This is a genomic window from Serratia sp. KH_031 (assembly GCF_057839655.1).
Genome location: NZ_CM174496.1, coordinates 4,543,336 through 4,563,143, shown reverse-complemented (window position 1 = coordinate 4,563,143; position 19,808 = coordinate 4,543,336). Strand labels below are relative to the sequence as shown.

The following is a 19,808-nucleotide window of genomic DNA, read 5'->3' as shown; positions in this document are numbered from 1 at the left end:
CCGAAGAGGGGGGGCGTCTATACCCACGATGGGCAAAAAAAAAGCGGCCACCAAAATAGGGCCGCTTCTCTTATTCAGGTAACACTCAGATCAGTTTCAGTGACACCCAATACAGCAGACCGGAAAGCACAATACACACTGGCAGAGTCAGAACCCAAGCCAGCAGGATGTTTTTCACGGTTTTGCTTTGTACTCCGCCCCCGTCCACGATCATCGTCCCTGCAACCGCAGAGGAAAGAACGTGGGTGGTAGAAACGGGCATACCGGTGTAACTGGCAACGCCAATCGACAAGGCTGCGGTCATCTGTGCCGACACGCCTTGAGCGTAAGTCATGCCTTTCTTACCGATTTTTTCACCGATAGTGGTTGCAACGCGCTTCCAGCCCACCATGGTGCCGAGTGACAGCGCCAGAGCGACAGCAACGATAATCCAAATCGGTGCATATTCAACGGTTTGCAGCATATCCTGACGCAGTTTCTTCAAGAAACGCTGATCGTCGGCTGAAGTTTCCGGCAACTTGGCCACTTTGCTCGACGTCTCGGTCACACACATCAGCAGGCGACGCAGCTGACTGCGTTGGTCTACCGTCAGTTGATCGTAACTTTGCAAGTTGTTCAGCAGGCCAGAAGCATGCTCAATGGCGATCATGGCGCGTGAACTATTGCAGTGGAATTCTACGGGCTTGGTGGGATCAACAATCTCTGGCTCTGGAATGGCTGGAGGAGCCATGCTGATCACATGTGCCAACGCTTTTTCGTTCTGCTGATAATACTGTTGCAGATGAGTCACGGCATCACGTGTACGGGTGATGTCATAACCATTTGCACTCATATCAAGCACGAAACCTGCCGGAGCCACGCCGATCAACACCAGCATAATCAAGCCGATACCTTTCTGACCGTCGTTAGCGCCGTGTGAGAAACTCACACCGATGGCAGAAACGATCAGCCCGATACGTGTCCAGAATGGCGGCTTGCGCTTACCATCGATCTTTTCACGTTCCGCAGGGGTCATGTGGATGCGTTGGCGTTTCTTATTACCACTCCAGAAGCGACGCAGAGCAAACACCATCAAGCCAGCGACCATCATCCCGACCAGCGGGGAGAAGATCAATGACAAGAAGATGCTGACCATTTTCGGCACGTTGAGCGCATCGACTACCGAAGTATGGGTAACCAACGCATTGGTCAAACCGACACCGATGATAGATCCGATTAACGTGTGAGAACTGGACGCTGGCAACCCGAAATACCAAGTGCCGAGGTTCCAAATAATCGCCGCCAATAGCATGGAGAACACCATGGCTAAACCGTGCGCTGAACTGACGTTCAACAACAGATCGGTTGGCAGCAGATGAACGATGGCGTAGGCAACACTCAAACCGCCGAGCATCACGCCGAGGAAGTTGAATACACCCGCCATCACGACCGCAAGTTGCGAACGCATAGCACGGGTATAAATAACGGTAGCAACCGCATTAGCCGTATCGTGGAAGCCATTAATCGCTTCGTAAGCCAATACAAACAACAATGCGAGAATTAACATCAGGCCGGTATGGAAATCCAGACCGGAGAATAAATGCAGCATAAGCGTTAAGCCAGGTTGGTGGACATGAACGCCGCGCATTATCTGTGACAATTGGGGGTGGGGAAAAGGAAAATATGACGTTTTTTTGATTTCAATATGACAGAACGACGCGAAGTACATGGTAAATCAAAGGAATATCATAATGTTACATGCATTTACTTATTATAACATTTTCTTACTGTGACCGTGTTGTTAGCCGCTATTTCTCAACCCGCCGTGAGGTTTTTTCGCCTAGCCGTGGCGAAATGACGTAAAATGGCGGCCTTTTGTTGCGATTGTGGTTTTTATTGAGAGAGGTTCCGGTGGAGCAGTTTGACGTTGTAGTCATTGGTGCGGGTGCGGCAGGGATGTTTTGCGCCGCGCAAGCGGGACAACTCGGTTGCCGAGTGTTACTGCTCGATAACGGTAAAAAACCGGGGCGTAAAATCCTGATGTCTGGTGGTGGACGCTGTAACTTTACCAATATGTATACCGAACCGGCGGCTTATCTCTCCAATAATCCCCATTTTTGTAAGTCGGCACTGGCGCGTTATACCCAGTGGGATTTTATCGATCTGATTAACCGCTACGGTATCGCCTACCACGAGAAAACCTTGGGGCAACTGTTTTGCGATGAATCCGCGCAGCAGGTGGTGGACCTGTTGGTCAAAGAGTGCGAACTGGGGCAAGTGACGCTACGCCTACGTAGTGAAGTGTTGAGCGTAGAGAAAACCGATGACGGTTTTGAATTGACGCTGAATGGCGAGAAAGTAAGCACTCGCTCACTTGTCGTTGCGAGTGGTGGTTTGTCAATGCCGGGGCTGGGCGCTTCACCCTTTGGTTATAAGCTGGCGGAGCAGTTTGGCCTGAAAGTGTTACCGACGCGCGCTGCATTGGTGCCGTTTACGCTGCACAAACCGCTGCTAGAGCATTCACAGGCTCTGTCTGGCGTTTCCGTCCCTGCCGTTATCACCGCAGAAGATGGCACCAGCTTCCGTGAAGCCATCCTGTTTACCCACCGTGGCTTGTCTGGCCCGGCGGTATTGCAGATCTCTAGCTATTGGCAATCCGGTGAGTTTGTAAGTGTTAACTTACTCCCTACGCTAGATTTGGCGGGATTCCTCGATGAACAGCGGCAAACACACCCGAATCAAAGCCTGAAAAATACCTTGGCGCTGCACCTACCGAAAAGATTGGTGGAGTGCCTGCAAACGCTGGGGCAACTGCCGGAAGCAACGCTGAAACAACTCACCCCGGCGCAACAGGCTGAATTAGTCGAAACGCTGCAAAACTGGCGTGTGCAACCGAATGGCACTGAAGGTTATCGCACTGCAGAAGTGACACTCGGCGGCGTCGATACCCGTGAGCTTTCTTCCAAGACCATGGAAGCCAACAAAGTGCCCGGTTTGTACTTTATCGGCGAAGTGGTCGATGTAACCGGCTGGTTGGGTGGTTATAACTTCCAATGGGCTTGGAGTTCCGGCTGGGCTTGTGCGCAGGCATTGGCTGGTGAGTGACATAAATTTCTGGGGTCTTGACTTAGCACCCTAATGCGAACTCATCGCTATCGTTTACTTAATCCCTATGAACATTGACGTTGGAAATGGACGGGTACGAACAATGAGTGGGATCGCAACAAGAACAACTAGAGCAAATGTTGTGCGCCTTTTCGATTTGAAGTATCATCATTATATTGAAATCGGAAAGGAGGTTGTTATGACTACCACAACACAAAAACAAAATGTGCATGAACGTTCCTCCGATAATCGTTTTTTTATGACGTCTGCAGACCGTCTGCAAAACATTATCGGTGAAATCGCTGAAAATATTCGTGCAGGCAAAACAAGCGTCAATGTTGAAAGTATGGCACAGACCGATCTGCTTTTTGCCTTCGATTTGCTTGCTAAATACAGTACTGAACATGCGATCCAAAGTCAGACCAAAGAGAAAATGCGCCTCCAAAGGCGGTTGAAGAGCAAGATTATGTTTACTCAGACACTTGAGGCAGATGGCGGAGTTCTTTCAACTGCAGAGACTGCTGAGGCCCTGGGTAAAACAAAGACAACTGTGAATACCTGGAGAAAAAATGGCAAGCTTCTTGCTCTTGATCTGGATGGGGAATTTTACTATCCCATCTTCCAGTTTACAGATGATGAAAAAATTTCGGATGACGGTGTACTGAAAGGCTTGAAAGATCTACTTGGTCATTTGGGGAAATTCAGCGACCGTATGCAGTATTCTTTCTTCATGGAAGAACGTAATACTGTGTTGAATGGCTTTACACCAAAAAGAAGCACTTTCACTGTTGCAGAAGTTCTGAAGAGCAATCCCAACCCGATTGTGATGGAAGAACTTCATCGTCTGGCTAGACTTTTTGGATCACAAGGTCCGGCGTAATAAATGGGAGGAGCACCACTCCCATTTGGTATTACCCTTCCTCTACGGAAATTCCCAAGTCATTGACAAGGATGTCGGCAGTTTCCCTGCCATCCCAATCAAACTCACTGAGGCAGGTTTGCTCACGTGTTGTAGCAACGCCTTTCCCTGAAGGTTCGTTGTGCCAGACCACCAGACATGGCTCACTGGTAACGTTCGACCTATATTCCATCCCATCGAACCCAGCTTTATGCACCGTTCTTGCCAATTCCTGGGTGATGAGACGTGTTGATGTAGTGACATCATTAACAGTTATATTGGAACATTTAATCAGCTCATCAACCTGCAAAACCTTTAACTCTTTGTCCAGGACAATGACGCCCATATAGTACGCATCAAGGTCAGACTCTTTCAGTCCTTTCTTGTTCTGGAACACTTCTTTTAATGCGGTTTCTGGCGTCTGGGCAAGGTAAATTGAGCCTGTTTCCCCATCGACTAGATTGTAACGGCAATCCTGCCCATTTTGATTGAAAAAGACACTATTTCCATCGTGTGACTCGTGCTGGAGTCGATACGTTTTCGTCCCTTTGCCAACTACTTTCCCACATTTACTGAAAAGCTCTTCTGGCAGTTTCTTAATTTTTGCTAGTACTGCTTCGTCTCGTTCGCTCATTGCTACGTTACCTACTTTTACAGACTTTCTGGCGCGTAGTCGCAATAACCCCACGGGCTCTATTCATTCCAGTATCCGCACTAAGAACTTATCCGAATCGCGGTTTCAAACAAGGCAAGCAGAAGTGTGGCAGGCCGCAGCCTTGTTCGCCGTCCCTTCTACAAGCGGACCCCAGATACGCAATGGTCGACAGAATTTGGGCAAAACAGTTATTCATGTTGCAGAATCCAAACTGAGTTTTATCTGTGTTCCAAGATTAAGCATGCAACTTTATTGTCACTCTATAATTGGCAGCGGTGCAGGGGCAATAAAATCTGAACAGTGACAAGTGGCAACGTTATTTATGCTAAACCTAGTTTATATTTCGTCAGTATTTCGTTTCGGGTTGTTTGGTCGAGTCGTCACTGATGACGGTTATGCTGCTAAAGCCAGTCACGTTTTATCATCGACAGCGTGATAAGGGAAACAGATGTTAAGTAATGAACTGCCGTCAGTTAGCAAAATACGCCAAGTCGCTTTCACCTTGTTAGTGGGAATGTTGGCAACGCTTCCCTTATGGACCAACAAGATATACTACCGTGATGACCTGTACCGGATACTTGATGGTAGTACTGCTACATGGCTGACTAACGGTAGACCCGCCACTTGGCTGGTGCAGTCTTTGTTGTCATTCAGTACCCATATTAGTGATCTCTCTCCTCTAAACCTGCTTCTGGGTCTTTTGGCGCTAAGTATTGCCAGCGTCATCTATGTTGACAGATTGCGCATTCCGCTGGCGGGTTATTGGTCTTTGGTTCCGCCACTGTTCATTATCCTTAACCCTTTTCTCACCCAGGGCATGTTGTATTCCTATGATAGCCTGACCATCCTCCTCTCCTTTGCCACCGCGATGATAGCCAGCCTGACGTTGAAGCGCCGTTGGGCGTCAGAGTTGATGATTAGTGTGTTGCTGTTGTTGCTGGTGTTGACTCTCTATCAGTCCGGGTTGAATGTTTATATTGCCTGTGTCGCTTTAATCGTTGTGTGCAGGCTGAATCAGCATCAACCGACTTGGCAATGGCTGGCTATTAAGATTCTTTCGCTGCTGGTTGCGGTGCTTATCTATAAGTTTGCTATCAGCGCCCCCTTGCTGGATAAAACGGATTTTTACAGCATGGAGCACAATCAACTGTTGTCACTGGGGCCTGGAGCCATTCAGGTCATATTAGCGAGCTCAAAAACCTATTACGCCTTGTTTATCAGTGCCTATCCGTCGGCTGCTTTCGGATTTGTGTTATTGCCACTGCTGCTGGCATTGTTCAGCTTGTTCATCATCGGCAGAAGGCTTAAACAGCAACACAGACTGAATGGTGGCACTTTGCTGCTACTGTCTAGCGCTGCGCTTCTCGTGATTGTCGCGGTGCCTGGGTTGTCGCTAGCATTGGCCAGTCCGGTATTTGTTCCCCGCATGTTGACGGCTTGGAGTATTACGCTGCTGTTCTGCTTTTACGTCAGCGTACAGGCATTACCCACTTTCAGGAACTGGCTGGCGGGTTTGAGTCTGGTGCTGCTGCTTTATCATCTGGTACTGATGCTGACCTGCTTCAATACGGTGGTTAACGATCAACGTTATCAGTTCGGTGTGATGAATCAGATTAAAAGCGAACTGTCCTTGTTTTCTTCTCTGAAGATTGATGCGCTGGCGTTTGTCGGGCAGTTGAACGACGAACCAGAGGTGCGCACCAACATCAATAATTTTCCCATCATTAATCGTGTTCGGATGAAAATGATGGGTGAGTCTGAACCCTGGATTTGGCATGCATTGCTTGCTCATACCAACCTGTCGCTGAAAGTTATTCAAGCAACGGATGAAATGAGAACCGCCAGACCGCAGCACTACCTTTCTCAAGGGCCGGATTATGATGCTTTCTTGGTAGAGCACACGCTGGTGATCGATTTCAGAAAGTCAGGCGGCGTGGTGGATCATGATGCTCAATAATTCATGATCTCCCACTAGCTTCGTTGCGGCCATCTTTAGCGTTTATCCTGCGGCTCCGCTGGCGCACTAAACCATTGTGCCGGAGGCACCACGACATCTTGCGCGGGTTGAGCGATAAAGTGAGGCGACATGATCTGTACGCCGAATTCGTTGAACACGTCTTGAATATGTTGATGCAGTTCCGAACGAACGTCTGGCGGCAGTGCGCCGGGTTGGCCAGTGACCTGCAACTCATACTCGACGTAAAAATCCTGTAAGTTGATTTGCCGCACCAAAATCGTGCCGTTGGCATCCACGCGTTGGCAACGTCGAGCCGCCAGCTCCAACATGGCTTTGACTTGTCGCCACGGGGAGTCGTAACCGATGGTGACGCTGGTGACGACATTCAATTGGGTATTTTGCGCCAAGCGACTGGTATTTTTGACGGTGCCGCTGACCACTACTGCATTGGGCAGCGTAATTTCATGCGCATTACGAGTAATAATTTTCAACGATAAAGCATTAAGTTCGCTGACTACGCCTTCAACGTCGCCGATGCGCACGAAATCCCCTTTACGTAATGCTCTGGAATAAACCAACACCAGTCCGCTCATGGCGTGGTTCATCAAACCTGCGGAACCTAAGGTGATCAACAAGCCGAAAAATACGCTCATCCCTTTGAAAGCATCGGAATTGGAACCGGGTAAATAAGGGTAAGCGAGGGTGATGGCAAACAGCCACAGCACTGCTGAGGTGAGACGTCGTGTGGCTCCGACGGTTTCAGGGTGCAACCCCGGTAGTTGCATTTGCCCTCTTTCTACCGCTTGGAACATAATACCAAGCAGTTGATTGAGTAGCCGAGTCAGCAAGAAAATAATGGCGACGGTGGCTAAACCGGGCAGGGCAGAGAGCATGTCATTACTTATCTCTCCCCCTAGCGAAAGCAGCGCGTTACCCAAATGCTGCCCCCACGGCCTGGTATAAGGGAACAGCGCCAATACCCAACTGAGCCAGATGTAGGTAGCAAACAGACTGACGATAATCACCGTCAGATTGAGCAGGCTGCGCTCCATCAACTGTACAAATTGCACGAAGGTAGAACCGCTTTTGAACCAGCGCGGCGGTCGGTTGGCGCGTTTCATCAGGCGAGCGGTGGAACGGTGACGCAAAGCAAAACAGATATAGAGCACGGCGGCATACACCGCCGTGGCGGCCAGACTCAGCAGAACATCAAAGCCGATTTCTGGGGCCGAGCGTTGTTTCAGATAGCTCTGCCGCAGAATATTCATCCGTTGCTGCACGGCGGTCGCGGATTGCGCCAGAGTTAAACCGTCAGCGGGATCGAGGTCTGCTGTCAGAATATTAAATAGCGGTTTACCGTTGATGGAAAAATGATAACCCGCGCTGGCTCCTTGCCCAAAGGGGGAGCCAACGATCGGATGGTTGGCATCTGCTTCGGTCAGGTTTTTAACCCGTGTTTGCGCGCGGATCACTCTTTCCTGCGGCGATAAACTTTCCTCTTGGGAAAGGAATAGATAAATCGGCTGATTACCCAGAATCAACGTGCGCTGCTGCTCCCAAGTATCGGCCTGTTGGTGCGGCTCGGCAGCAAAACCTTTAGCAATCCCTACGATAAAAAGAAAAATAACTAACCACAGCGAGGAAAATTTCATCACAATAACCCTGAATAATTATTCCGTTAGAGTATAGCCATGTTCCTGGGGGCATCGTTTATATAACAGGTCTAAATCGCGCCATATGATAAGCATCGACTAGTTCACCTTCACGCATGGCAAAGCGGCGGCTGGTACCTTCGATTTCAAAACCGAATTTACGATACAGGGCAATGGCACCTTCATTATCGGTAAACACCGTTAGCTCGATGCGCTCGATCGCCGCCCAGTTATCGCACATGTCGATCATGGCTTTCATTAACGCACTACCGACGCCTTTGCCATGACAATGCGCACTGACGCTGATGCCAAAAGTGGCGACGTGACGGCGGCGCACTCGCTGATTCAATTCGAGCGTCAACTGGCCGACTACCTGACAATCCATGCTGGCGACCCAACTGAAAAAGCCCGGTTTGATATCTGCGATACGTTGCCGCCAAAGTTCAGGGGAGGGCAGCGGGAGTTGTAGCGTGTCACGGTAAACCGCAGGATGAGAGAATAGCTGGTGCAATGCCTCAGCATCGTTGGTTTCTACATGGCGGACGATGATGTCACTCATTACTCTCTCTCCTTTATGATCCTTACCGTTTGAATAACCTCTCAAATTATCGGTTTATAGTATTGAGTCAATAATATTTCGAGGTGGTTAAAAAAACGCTTTACAGACGCGAATGATAATGATTATTATTGTCATGCGTTCCGGGGAGAGTATCAACCTTTGCTACCCTCACTTGAAGGCACGACATTGCTCACATTGCTTCCAGTATTACTTTAGCCAGCTCGGGTGCTGGCTTTTTTTTTGCCTAAAATTCAATCTCTTCCATTGTCCAACCCATCCACTGTTAACCCCTAACCAACTCCATCTAATTTTTTGAACAGAGGGGTGAGTTTTTTACGCTTTCTTATTCCGCTGTCAGGAATAGACTATACCCAAAATAATTGGAGTTGCATCAAGGCGGCAAGTGAGCGAGTCCCGCTGAGCTTACGCCAGTAAGTGATTCGGGTGAGAGAATGCAGCCAACACAGATGCAGCTTCAAGTATGAAGGGTATATAAAAAACATTGAGGAGATTTGATTATGATTTACCCACGTAAAGCAGAAGATCGTGGTCATGCCAATCATGGTTGGTTGGATAGCTGGCACACCTTCTCATTTGCTAATTATCACGACCCGGATTTTATGGGTTTCTCTGCACTGCGGGTGATTAACGAAGATGTGATCGACGCCGGGCAGGGTTTTGGTACCCATCCGCATAAAGACATGGAAATCCTGACTTACGTGCTGAGTGGTACGGTTGAGCATCAGGACAGCATGGGGAATAAAGAGCAGATCCAAGCGGGTGAATTCCAGATCATGAGCGCTGGCACCGGAATTCGCCATTCGGAATACAACGGTAATCAAGACCGTCCGCTGCATCTGTATCAGATCTGGATCATTCCGGATCAGGTTGGGCTGACGCCTCGCTATGAGCAGCGTAAATTTGATGCACCACAAGGGCGTCAACTGGTGTTGTCACCGGATGCGCGTGAAGGCTCACTGAAAGTGTTCCAAGACATGACGTTATCGCGTTGGGCACTGAAAAAAGACGAGCAGTCGGTGTACCAAATTCAGGCGGAACGTCGGGTGTGGGTCCAAGTGGTACGTGGTACGGTCTCAATCAACGGTCATAAAGCTAGCACTAGCGACGCACTCGCGGTGTGGGATGAAACGGCGTTGTCTGTCCACGCCGATGAAGACAGTGAAATTTTGTTGTTCGATCTGCCATCGGTATAACTCTATAGGGGCGCGCCTTGCGCCCCAGTTCACGACAATATCAGCCAGAGTTTTTTTTTGTTACACTGAACCTCCATTTTCATGGTAAGCCAGTTCATTGATAATGAAGAAAAAACGTCCAGTACTGCAAGATGTTGCGGATCAGGTAGGTATCACCAAGATGACGGTCAGCCGTTATCTGCGTAATCCCGATCAAGTTTCCGCGGCGTTACAGCAAAAAATTGCGGTCGCGCTGGATGAACTGGGTTATATCCCCAACCGTGCGCCAGATATTCTTTCCAATGCCACTAGCCGGGCGATCGGTGTGTTGCTGCCCTCGTTGACTAACCAAGTGTTCGCCGAAGTATTACGCGGCATTGAAAGTGTGACCGATGCTCACGGCTATCAAACCATGTTGGCGCACTACGGCTATACGCCGGAACGTGAAGAACAGCGCCTGACTTCGCTGCTGTCTTATAATATCGACGGCCTGATTCTGTCCGAACGTAACCACACCGCACGCACCCTGAAGATGATTGAAGTGGCGGGCATTCCGGTGGTGGAGTTGATGGATTGCGTATCCCCCTGCATCGATATGGCGGTCGGTTTTAACAACTTCGAAGCGGCTCGTCAGATGACTCAGCAGATGATTGCCCACGGGCACCGTCATGTGGTGTATCTCGGCGCACGCCAAGATGAACGTACCATCATCAAACAGCAGGGTTATGAACAGGCGATGCGTGAGTCCGGGTTGGAACCTTATAGCGTCATGAGTTCACGTTCTTCTTCTTATTCTGTTGGTGGTGAACTGTTGCGTGATGCGCAGCGGGAATATCCGCAGGTCGACAGTATCTTTTGTACCAACGATGACTTGGCCGTCGGGGCGATGTTCGAATGCCAACGGCAAGGATTGTCGATCCCAAATGACATGGCGATCGCCGGTTTCCACGGGCATGACATTGGCCGAGTTATGGTACCAAAGTTGGCGAGCGTGCTGACACCGCGCGAGCGGATGGGGCAGATTGGTGCCGAGTATCTACTGGCGCGCTTGCGTGGTGAAACGCCAAGTAATCGTATGGTCGACGTGGGTTTCAGCCTCGAAATGGGCGACAGTATTTAACATTCCTCACGTAATTTATTGATATTAAGTGATTTAAGTGACGCCATGGCTGCGCCATCTTCTCTGCGCATAACGCATTCCCGCTCTATACCGTTCTAAATCCGTGCCTTTCGCCGCGTTATTTTGAACTCCTTCACAGTTATTGCATTCCGTCATGAGTGTTTGTTGATCAAGTTGTCGGCTGCGCAGACAATGTTACCGATAACTTGTTACCAGTAACATTGATAATTAATGACCCGGAGAGGGCCGCAATTTATGACTAATTCACAACACCATGTTTTTATCCTGATGGGCGTATCAGGCAGCGGTAAATCTGCCGTTGCCAACGCTGTTGCCCAACAAATCAATGCCGCGATGCTGGATGGTGACTATCTGCATCCACGCGCCAATATCAACAAAATGGCCGCCGGTAATGCGCTGAATGATGACGACCGTGCTCCGTGGCTAGCGGCGTTGAACGACGCTATTTTTGCCATGCAACGCACCAACGATGTGGCGCTGTTGGTTTGTTCTGCGTTGAAGAAAAGCTATCGAGATCGTCTGCGTCAGGGCAATGCCAATCTGCATTTCATCTATCTACGGGGTGAAAAAGAGATGATCGAAGAGCGCCTGAAACAGCGTAAAGGCCACTTCTTTAAACCGCAGATGCTGGTTTCTCAGTTTGCCACTCTGGAAGAGCCGAGCGCAGACGAACAAGACGTGTATGCCGTGAACATCGATCAGCCGTTGGCTGGCGTAGTGGCAGATACCATTCAATTTATCAACGTGGCAACCGCCCAAGAATAAGTAGGCAGATAATGGATACGTTAACTCTGGTTATCACCGCAGTCGGCTCGGTATTGTTGCTTTTGTTCTTGGTGATGAAGGCGCGTATGCACGCGTTTATCGCCTTGATGTTGGTCTCAATGGGTGCCGGTTTATTCTCCGGTATGCCGTTGGACAAAATTACCGAAACCATGCAAAAAGGCATGGGCGGTACGCTCGGCTTCCTAGCGATTGTGGTGGCTTTGGGTGCGATGTTCGGCAAAATTTTGCATGAAACCGGTGCGTTGGACCAAATCGCCGTTAAGTTGCTGAGAGGCTTTGGTGAAAAACGCGCTCACTACGCGCTGGGGATCGCCGGTCTGGTGTGTGCGTTGCCGTTGTTCTTTGACGTGGCAATCGTACTGTTGATTGGTGTGGCCTTCGCTGTGGCACGCCGCACCGGTGGCAACTTGGTGAAACAGGTTATCCCGCTATTTGCTGGTGTTGCCGCCGCCGCCGCATTTTTGTTGCCGGGGCCAACGCCAATGCTGTTGGCTTCACAAATGAACGCCGATTTTGGTTGGATGATTGTGATCGGTCTGGCGGCGGCTATTCCTGGCATGATTCTGGCTGGCCCGCTGTTCGGTTCTTTCATCAGTAAACACGTGACGTTGGAGCTGCCGAAAGAGATCGACGAGCCGAGCATCGACAAAAGCAAACTGCCTTCATTCGGCTTCAGCTTGACATTGGTGCTGTTCCCGTTGGTATTGGTGGGTCTGAAAACTATCGGCGCACGCTTCACTGAACAAGGTTCTTCCCTGTACCAATGGCTGCAATTTGTTGGTCACCCATTCACCGCGATTTTGATTGCCTGCTTGGTAGCGATCTACGGTTTGGCCATTCGCCGTGGCATGAGCAAAGAGAAAGTGATGGAAGTGTGCTCGGCAGCGATTCAACCCGCAGGGATTATCTTGCTGGTGACCGGTGCGGGCGGCGTGTTCAAACAAGTGCTGGTGGATTCCGGTGTGGGCCCGGCGCTGGGTAACGCGTTGATTGGCGCAGGTTTGCCGATTGCTGTGGCTTGTTTCGTGTTGGCGGCAGCGGTACGTGTGATTCAGGGTTCTGCGACGGTGGCTTGTTTGACCACCGTTGGCTTGGTGATGCCAGTCATCGGCGAGCTGGGTTATACCGGCGCACAAATGGCCGCTCTATCAATCTGTATCGCTGGTGGTTCGATTGTCCTGAGCCACGTGAACGACTCTGGTTTCTGGCTGTTCGGTAAATTTACCGGCGCGACCGAAGCTCAAACGTTGAAAACATGGTCGGTGATGGAAACCATCCTTGGCACCACCGGTGCAATCGTAGGTATGGTCGCTTTCTCATTGATGTAAAAGATATTTTCGGATTACGTAAAGGCACCGCTCGGTGCCTTTGTCGTTTCTATTACTGTCACTACAACTTCATATAAGCTCGAATGCCATCCAGGAACATCTGTGTGGAGAGCATCACCAGAATCAAGCCCATCAATCTTTCTAGCGCGCTAACGCCTTTACTGCCTAACAGCCGTAGGAACAGGTTAGACATCAGCAAAATAGCGGCAGAAATCCCCCAAGCAATCAACAGCGCGGCCACCAGATGCGACATCTGATTTGGGTACTGGTGCGAAAGCAGCATCAGCGCTGCCAAAATCGATGGCCCAGCGACTAGCGGGATCGCCAGCGGCACCAAAAACGGTTCCTCACCGGCAGAAAGCCCGGTGCTGTTGCCTTCCTGCGAAGGGAAAATCATCTTGATAGCGATCAGAAATAGGATGATCCCGCCGGAAATGGAGACCGTCTCGGTGCGCAAATTCAAGAATGCCAAGATCTTCTCCCCAGCGAACAGGAAGATCAGCATCAAAATCAGTGCGATGAGTAACTCACGAATCAACACGATACGGCGTCGACGTGGCTCTAGGTGTTTCAGCACCGACATAAAAATCGGCAGGTTGCCGAGTGGATCCATGATAAGAAACAGCAACACCGTTGCCGAAATCATCTCTGTCATTGTTACCTCAGAATCTAGAAAACTATCAGGTCATAAGAAGGATTGCTGATAAACGCCGTCCTATCGAATAAATTCACTTTGCGGCTGTGCTGACATTTTGTATGGTGTAAATATTGCACACAACTTAATAGCCCTTTCCAAGGCAGGACACAGTCATTATGAAAAACGTTGGTTTTATCGGTTGGCGCGGTATGGTCGGCTCTGTGCTCATGCAACGCATGACAGAAGAGCGCGATTTTGACGCCATTCGCCCGGTCTTTTTCTCTACTTCACAGCATGGTGATGCCGCACCTGCTTTCGGCGGTCAGTCACAAGGTACGTTGCAAGATGCCTACGACGTTGACGCACTGTGCGCGCTCGACATCATTATTACCTGTCAGGGCGGCGATTATACCAACGAAATCTATCCAAAGCTGCGTGAAAGCGGCTGGCAAGGCTATTGGATCGACGCAGCATCATCTCTGCGAATGAAAGATGACGCTATTATCATTCTGGACCCGGTAAACCACGGAGTTATCCGGCAAGGTCTGGATCAAGACATTAAAACTTTTGTCGGTGGTAACTGCACCGTGAGTCTAATGTTGATGTCGCTGGGCGGTCTGTTCGCTAACGATTTGGTGGAGTGGGCATCGGTCGCCACTTATCAGGCGGCTTCTGGTGGCGGTGCGCGTCATATGCGTGAATTATTGACCCAAATGGGTATGTTGCACGCGGATGTGGCGAAAGAGCTGCAAAACCCAGCCTCGGCGATTCTGGATATCGAGCGTAAGGTCACAGAAGCGACTCGCTCCGGTAAACTGCCTACCGATAACTTCGGTGTGCCATTGGCTGGGAGCTTGATCCCGTGGATCGACAAGCAACTCGACAACGGTCAAAGCCGTGAAGAGTGGAAAGGGCAGGCAGAAACTAACAAGATCCTCAGCACGAATAAGGTGATCCCAGTGGATGGCCTGTGTGTTCGCGTCGGGGCTCTGCGTTGCCACAGCCAGGCGTTTACGCTGAAACTGAAAAAAGACATCTCGCTGCCAGAGATCGAGCAAATGCTAGCAACGCATAACGATTGGGTGCGGGTGATCCCGAACGATCGTGAATTGACAATGCGTGAACTGACGCCAGCCGCCGTGACTGGTACGCTAAACACGCCAGTGGGTCGTTTGCGTAAACTGAACATGGGGCCGGAATACTTGTCTGCGTTCACCGTTGGTGATCAACTGTTGTGGGGTGCTGCTGAACCGTTGCGCCGTATGCTGCGCATCCTGTTGTAAGCCGTTTCTCAAATATTGAGGGGCTGGTTTTCATCGGCCCCTAAAAGCCGTATTTTATCTTTTCGTCACAATTTTTTCTTTTCACTACAGTTTTTTCTTTTCACTACAACGGATTGGGAGGTGCATGGATGACACTAAATTACCCACAACTCGCATTTCTCCTTATTGACAACAGCGCCAAGACGCTGGTCACTCATTTCTTTCAGCAGAAAGTTTTCCGTTCGCATACATGCAACATGCAGTGGTTATTCTTAGCAATTTGAACACCCGTTTTTGACCACTGATGTCAGCATCACCAAGAAAATAAACAAAAAGAGCGAAACTCAGGTCGTGGAATAGTCGGATTGACTAATAACCGACCGCAATCACGCTTTCAAAAGCGAATGGATTGCATGATGGCTATACGGCTAGTGATTGAGCAGATCCTAGCCCTTAAAAATCATGCTCTTAATAAGGGAGATTGCTATGCCTGTACTTCCCGATCGTGACGTGATTAATCAAATCATTACTGGCCATTATGCCGATCCTTTTTCGCTACTCGGTATGCATGTGACCGAGGATGGTCTACAAGTGTGCGCCTTGTTGCCGGATGCTAGCGAAGTCTGGTTGCTGGAAGAACAAACCGGTCGCCGTCTGGTACCACTGAATTGCGACGATGACCGGGGTTTCTTTAGCGCTATAGTGCCGAAACGTAAAACTCCTTTCCGCTATCAACTCCAGGTTAACTGGGGCGAACATCAACAGATTATTGAAGATCCCTACCGTTTCGGTACTTTGCTGCAAGACATCGACAGTTGGCTGCTGGCCGAAGGCACTCACTTACGTCCTTATGAACGTTTGGGCGCACACCTGAGCACGCTGGATAACGTCGACGGCGTCAGTTTTGCCGTGTGGGCACCCAACGCGCAGCGTGTTTCGGTGGTGGGGGAGTTCAACTTCTGGGATGGTCGTCGCCATCCGATGCGTTTGCGTAAAGAAAATGGTATTTGGGAACTGTTCCTGCCGGGCGTGAAAGTGGGGCAGTTGTACAAGTACGAGATCATTGATTGTTACGGCAATAAGCAACTGAAAGCCGATCCTTATGCCTTCGAGGCGCAGATGCGGCCTGAAACCGCATCAAAGGTCGCCCCATTACCCGAAGTGGTGTACAACGCGCCGGAACGCCAGCGCGCTAACGGTTTTGACCGACCGATCTCGATTTATGAAGTGCATTTAGGATCGTGGCGACGCCATACCGAGAACAATTTCTGGCTGAGTTATCAGGAGCTGGCGGAGCAACTGGTCGCCTATGTCAAAGATATGGGCTTTACCCATCTCGAACTGTTGCCGATTAATGAACACCCATACGACGGTAGTTGGGGTTATCAACCACTGGGGATGTACGCCCCGACCCGGCGCTTCGGTACTCCCGCAGAGTTCAAAGCCTTTGTCGGTGCCGCTCATGAAGCCGGGATCAACGTCATTCTCGATTGGGTGCCGGGGCATTTCCCGAGTGATACCCACGGATTGGCGGATTTCGACGGCACGGCGCTGTATGAATATGCCGACCCGCGCGAAGGTTTCCATCAGGACTGGAACACGCTGATCTACAACTATGGTCGCCTCGAAGTGCGCAACTATCTGGCGGGTAACGCGTTTTACTGGCTGGAGCGTTTTGGCATTGATGGTCTGCGAGTGGATGCGGTGGCCTCGATGATCTACCGTGATTATAGCCGCGCTGAAGGTGAATGGGTGCCTAACTACTATGGCGGCAATGAGAATCTGGAAGCGATCTCTTTCCTGCGCTACACCAACCAGACTATCGGCAAAGAACGTCAAGGTGCGGTCACGCTAGCGGAGGAATCCACCGATTATCCGGGCGTTACCTTGCCGCCGGAAGATAACGGTTTAGGCTTCCACTACAAATGGAATCTGGGGTGGATGCACGACACATTGAGTTATATGCAGCTCGATCCGATCCACCGTAAATATCATCACAACAAGCTGACTTTCGGCATGTTGTACAACTATACCGAAAACTTCGTGCTGCCGATTTCGCATGACGAAGTGGTACACGGCAAACGCTCAGTGCTGGATCGCATGCCGGGTGATGCTTGGCAGAAATTTGCCAACCTGCGTGCCTATTACGGCTTTATGTGGGTGCATCCCGGTAAAAAACTGTTGTTTATGGGCTGCGAGTTTGCCCAAGGGCGTGAGTGGAATTTCGATAGCAGTCTGGATTGGCACTTGCTGGAAGGGGCTGATAACTGGCACCACGGTGTTCAGCGGCTGGTGCGCGATCTCAACCATTGCTATCAGCAACAGGCTCCATTGTATGAGCGCGATTATCGCCCCGATGGCTTCGAATGGCTGGTGGTAGACGATGCCGAGAACTCGGTTTACGCCTTCGCCCGTTATGATTCGCAAGGCAATGAGCTGATTGCGGTCAGCAACTTCACCCCGGTGCCACGTCATGACTACCGCATTGGCGTTTCGCGTGCGGGTTCCTATCGCGAAATCCTCAATACCGATTCGCATCATTATCACGGCAGTAACGCCGGTAATCAGGGCAATGTGGTGTCAGAAGTGGTAGGTAGCCACGGGCGTGAGCATTCCATCAGTATCACCGTGCCGCCGTTGGCAACTATCTACTTGCTACGGGAGGTGCCATGACGCGGTTAGAACCGGGTTTCTCCGCGCCTTTCGGGGCTTCTTATGATGGGAAGGGCATCAACTTTACTCTGTTCTCTGCCCATGCCACTCAGGTTGAGCTGTGCTTGTTTGATGAAAAAGGCACAGAAACTCGCCTAGCGTTGCCTGCGCGCAGCGGCGATGTTTGGCACGGCTATCTGCCAGCAGGCAAGCCGGGGCAGCGCTATGCTTATAGAGTGCATGGTGCGTTCGATGCGCAACAAGGGCATCGTTTTAACCCGAATAAACTGCTGTTAGACCCCGCAGCTAGAGCCGTCGAAGGGCCAGTGATGGATGCGCCGCAACTGCATGGCGGTTTTGATTCTGCCGATCCGCAAGACAGCGCAGCGCAGATGCCGAAATGCATCGTGATCGACGAGCCTTACGACTGGCAGGACGACCGTGCTCCTGCCACGCCGTGGGGAAAAACGGTGGTTTATGAAGCCCATGTCCGTGGCTTGACGTTGCAACACCCTGATATTCCAAAAGAGTTACGCGGCAGTTTTGCCGCTCTCGGCCACCCAGTGATGCTGGCCTATTTTAAACGCTTAGGCATTACCGCACTGGAGTTGTTGCCGATCCAGCAACATACCACCGAGCCGCGCTTGCAACGTCTCGGCCTGAGTAACTACTGGGGCTACAACGTGTTGGCCCCTTACGCGCTGGATAACCGCTACGGCAGCCAGCGCAAGGGCATGACGCCATTGCGTGAATTCAGGGATGCGGTTAAGGCGCTGCACGGTGCTGGCATTGAAGTGATCCTCGACGTGGTGTTCAACCACAGTGCTGAATTGGACGTTGAAGGGCCGACGCTCTCGCTGCGCGGTATCGATAACGCCAGCTATTACTGGCTAAACCCCGGCGGCGAATATGACAACCTGACCGGTTGCGGCAATACGTTGCGACTGGATCAACCACAGGGTGTGGCGTGGGTGATGGATTGCCTGCGCTTTTGGGTTCGCGAATGTCATGTCGATGGTTTCCGTTTTGATCTCGGCAGCGTACTCGGACGCACTCCGGCGTTCGCTCGTGATGCGCCGCTGTTCCAAGCCATGCTGGCCGACGACACCCTTTCGCGTTGCAAACTGATTGCCGAACCCTGGGACATCGGCCCCGGCGGCTATCAGGTTGGGGCATTCCCTGGGCGCTTTGCCGAGTGGAACGATCATTATCGCGACGATATACGCCGCTTCTGGTTGCAGGGCGATTTGTCTCTCGGGCAGTTTGCCCGTCGTTTTGCTGCTTCGAGCGATCTGTTCAACCAGCGTGGGCGCGCACCTTACACCAGCATCAACATGCTGACTGCCCATGACGGTTTTACCTTGCAGGACGTAGTGAGTTTTAACCAAAAACACAACCAACAAAACGGTGAAGATAACCGTGACGGGAGCGAACGTAACTTTAGCAATAACCACGGTGTTGAAGGGCTGAATGTAGACGATGACATCGCACAACGTCGCAAAGTCAGCCAACGAGCCTTGCTCGCAACACTGCTGCTATCTCAAGGAACACCGATGTTGCTGGCCGGTGACGAGCATGGACATAGCCAGCAAGGGAACAACAATGCCTATTGTCAGGATAACGCCATCACCTGGCTCGACTGGAGCCAAGCGGATGACGCACTCACTTCATACACCGCCGCGCTGATCCAATTGCGCCAGCAGATCCCCGCCCTACAGCAAGATTGCTGGTGGCAAGAAGGTGATGGCAGCGTGCAGTGGCTGAATGCACAGGGGCAACCGCTCAGTGCACAGCAGTGGGAGCAGGGCGAGCTGCAATTGCAGGCTCGTCTGTCACAACATTGGTTGGTGTTGATTAACGCCAGCCAGCACGCCGTTGAGATGACGTTACCCGCAGGCGATTGGCAAATTGTTGCTCCATTTATTCAGGAAGAGCCGCAGACGGCTTTACCCGTCTGGCACCAAGCGGCGCATTCACTCTGCGTGCTGGTATATAAATAAAAGA

General features: G+C 50.8%; 15 protein-coding genes. 10 read left to right on the top strand and 5 right to left on the bottom strand.

Annotated elements, in window-relative coordinates; genetic code table 11:
- Nucleotides 1-85 precede the first annotated feature (85 nt).
- Nucleotides 86-1,588, bottom strand: coding sequence for an inorganic phosphate transporter PitA (gene pitA / locus AC3ISQ_RS20640; protein WP_489349533.1), 1,503 nt, complete (start codon nucleotides 1,586-1,588; stop codon nucleotides 86-88).
- A 302-nt stretch (nucleotides 1,589-1,890) separates the two neighbouring features.
- On the opposite strand from pitA, the gene AC3ISQ_RS20635 reads away from it, so the two are divergent.
- The gene (locus AC3ISQ_RS20635) at nucleotides 1,891-3,084 is read left to right on the top strand and encodes a BaiN/RdsA family NAD(P)/FAD-dependent oxidoreductase (RefSeq protein ID WP_489349531.1); all 1,194 of its coding nucleotides are present in this window, start codon (nucleotides 1,891-1,893) and stop codon (nucleotides 3,082-3,084) included.
- Between the two features lie 199 nt (nucleotides 3,085-3,283).
- Nucleotides 3,284-3,964, top strand: a complete 681-nt coding sequence (locus tag AC3ISQ_RS20630; RefSeq protein WP_489349530.1) for a helix-turn-helix domain-containing protein — start codon at nucleotides 3,284-3,286, stop codon at nucleotides 3,962-3,964.
- 31 nt (nucleotides 3,965-3,995) lie between these two features.
- On the opposite strand, the gene AC3ISQ_RS20625 is transcribed toward AC3ISQ_RS20630, so the two are convergent.
- Entirely contained in the window at nucleotides 3,996-4,616 is a 621-nt protein-coding gene (locus tag AC3ISQ_RS20625) for an RES family NAD+ phosphorylase (RefSeq protein WP_489349528.1), read from the bottom strand.
- A gap of 469 nt (nucleotides 4,617-5,085) precedes the next feature.
- Here AC3ISQ_RS20625 and AC3ISQ_RS20620 point away from each other — a divergent pair, with 469 nt between their 5' ends.
- The gene (locus tag AC3ISQ_RS20620; RefSeq protein ID WP_489349526.1) at nucleotides 5,086-6,594 is read left to right on the top strand and encodes a glucosyltransferase domain-containing protein; all 1,509 of its coding nucleotides are present in this window, start codon (nucleotides 5,086-5,088) and stop codon (nucleotides 6,592-6,594) included.
- Nucleotides 6,595-6,629: 35 nt separating this feature from the next.
- Here AC3ISQ_RS20620 and AC3ISQ_RS20615 read toward each other — a convergent pair whose 3' ends face one another.
- Both AC3ISQ_RS20615 and AC3ISQ_RS20610 read right to left on the bottom strand, forming a co-directional pair.
- Nucleotides 6,630-8,246 carry a mechanosensitive ion channel family protein gene (locus tag AC3ISQ_RS20615; RefSeq protein ID WP_489349524.1) on the bottom strand — a complete coding sequence of 539 codons (1,617 nt, stop codon included), beginning with the start codon at nucleotides 8,244-8,246 and terminating at the stop codon, nucleotides 6,630-6,632.
- 58 nt (nucleotides 8,247-8,304) lie between these two features.
- Entirely contained in the window at nucleotides 8,305-8,805 is a 501-nt protein-coding gene (locus tag AC3ISQ_RS20610; protein WP_489349523.1) for a GNAT family N-acetyltransferase, read from the bottom strand.
- 518 nt (nucleotides 8,806-9,323) lie between these two features.
- On the opposite strand from AC3ISQ_RS20610, the gene AC3ISQ_RS20605 reads away from it, so the two are divergent.
- From AC3ISQ_RS20605 to gntU, 4 genes are all read left to right on the top strand, one after another.
- Nucleotides 9,324-10,019, top strand: a complete 696-nt coding sequence (locus tag AC3ISQ_RS20605; protein ID WP_489349522.1) for a pirin family protein — start codon at nucleotides 9,324-9,326, stop codon at nucleotides 10,017-10,019.
- Nucleotides 10,020-10,122: 103 nt separating this feature from the next.
- Nucleotides 10,123-11,118, top strand: a complete 996-nt coding sequence (gene gntR, locus AC3ISQ_RS20600; protein ID WP_489349521.1) for a gluconate operon transcriptional repressor GntR — start codon at nucleotides 10,123-10,125, stop codon at nucleotides 11,116-11,118.
- 255 nt (nucleotides 11,119-11,373) lie between these two features.
- A complete protein-coding gene (gene gntK, locus AC3ISQ_RS20595; RefSeq protein ID WP_489349519.1) occupies nucleotides 11,374-11,904 on the top strand; it encodes a gluconokinase in 531 nt (176 codons plus the stop codon).
- Between the two features lie 11 nt (nucleotides 11,905-11,915).
- Entirely contained in the window at nucleotides 11,916-13,253 is a 1,338-nt protein-coding gene (gene gntU / locus AC3ISQ_RS20590; RefSeq protein ID WP_489349517.1) for a gluconate transporter, read from the top strand.
- Between the two features lie 61 nt (nucleotides 13,254-13,314).
- Here gntU and AC3ISQ_RS20585 read toward each other — a convergent pair whose 3' ends face one another.
- Nucleotides 13,315-13,908, bottom strand: a complete 594-nt coding sequence (locus AC3ISQ_RS20585; RefSeq protein ID WP_489349516.1) for a YhgN family NAAT transporter — start codon at nucleotides 13,906-13,908, stop codon at nucleotides 13,315-13,317.
- Nucleotides 13,909-14,066: 158 nt separating this feature from the next.
- On the opposite strand from AC3ISQ_RS20585, the gene asd reads away from it, so the two are divergent.
- The 3 genes from asd to glgX all read left to right on the top strand — a co-directional run bounded on the left by asd (nucleotide 14,067) and on the right by glgX (nucleotide 19,804).
- A complete protein-coding gene (gene asd, locus AC3ISQ_RS20580; protein WP_489349515.1) occupies nucleotides 14,067-15,173 on the top strand; it encodes an aspartate-semialdehyde dehydrogenase in 1,107 nt (368 codons plus the stop codon).
- 465 nt (nucleotides 15,174-15,638) lie between these two features.
- Nucleotides 15,639-17,825: a 1,4-alpha-glucan branching protein GlgB gene (glgB, locus tag AC3ISQ_RS20575; protein WP_489349513.1), complete on the top strand. Its 2,187-nt coding sequence runs from the start codon at nucleotides 15,639-15,641 to the stop codon at nucleotides 17,823-17,825.
- Nucleotides 17,822-19,804: a glycogen debranching protein GlgX gene (glgX, locus tag AC3ISQ_RS20570; RefSeq protein ID WP_489349511.1), complete on the top strand. Its 1,983-nt coding sequence runs from the start codon at nucleotides 17,822-17,824 to the stop codon at nucleotides 19,802-19,804. Before glgB ends, glgX begins: the two co-directional genes overlap by 4 nt.
- Nucleotides 19,805-19,808 lie beyond the last annotated feature (4 nt).

Coding starts and splice junctions, on each gene's coding strand:
- pitA (WP_489349533.1), bottom strand. CDS start 1,588: ATGCTGCATTTATTCTCCGGTCTGGATTTCCATACCGGCCTGATGTTA.
- AC3ISQ_RS20630 (WP_489349530.1), top strand. CDS start 3,284: ATGACTACCACAACACAAAAACAAAATGTGCATGAACGTTCCTCCGAT.
- AC3ISQ_RS20625 (WP_489349528.1), bottom strand. CDS start 4,616: ATGAGCGAACGAGACGAAGCAGTACTAGCAAAAATTAAGAAACTGCCA.
- AC3ISQ_RS20620 (WP_489349526.1), top strand. CDS start 5,086: ATGTTAAGTAATGAACTGCCGTCAGTTAGCAAAATACGCCAAGTCGCT.
- AC3ISQ_RS20615 (WP_489349524.1), bottom strand. CDS start 8,246: ATGAAATTTTCCTCGCTGTGGTTAGTTATTTTTCTTTTTATCGTAGGG.
- AC3ISQ_RS20610 (WP_489349523.1), bottom strand. CDS start 8,805: ATGAGTGACATCATCGTCCGCCATGTAGAAACCAACGATGCTGAGGCA.
- AC3ISQ_RS20605 (WP_489349522.1), top strand. CDS start 9,324: ATGATTTACCCACGTAAAGCAGAAGATCGTGGTCATGCCAATCATGGT.
- gntR (WP_489349521.1), top strand. CDS start 10,123: ATGAAGAAAAAACGTCCAGTACTGCAAGATGTTGCGGATCAGGTAGGT.
- gntK (WP_489349519.1), top strand. CDS start 11,374: ATGACTAATTCACAACACCATGTTTTTATCCTGATGGGCGTATCAGGC.
- gntU (WP_489349517.1), top strand. CDS start 11,916: ATGGATACGTTAACTCTGGTTATCACCGCAGTCGGCTCGGTATTGTTG.
- AC3ISQ_RS20585 (WP_489349516.1), bottom strand. CDS start 13,908: ATGACAGAGATGATTTCGGCAACGGTGTTGCTGTTTCTTATCATGGAT.
- asd (WP_489349515.1), top strand. CDS start 14,067: ATGAAAAACGTTGGTTTTATCGGTTGGCGCGGTATGGTCGGCTCTGTG.
- glgB (WP_489349513.1), top strand. CDS start 15,639: ATGCCTGTACTTCCCGATCGTGACGTGATTAATCAAATCATTACTGGC.
- glgX (WP_489349511.1), top strand. CDS start 17,822: ATGACGCGGTTAGAACCGGGTTTCTCCGCGCCTTTCGGGGCTTCTTAT.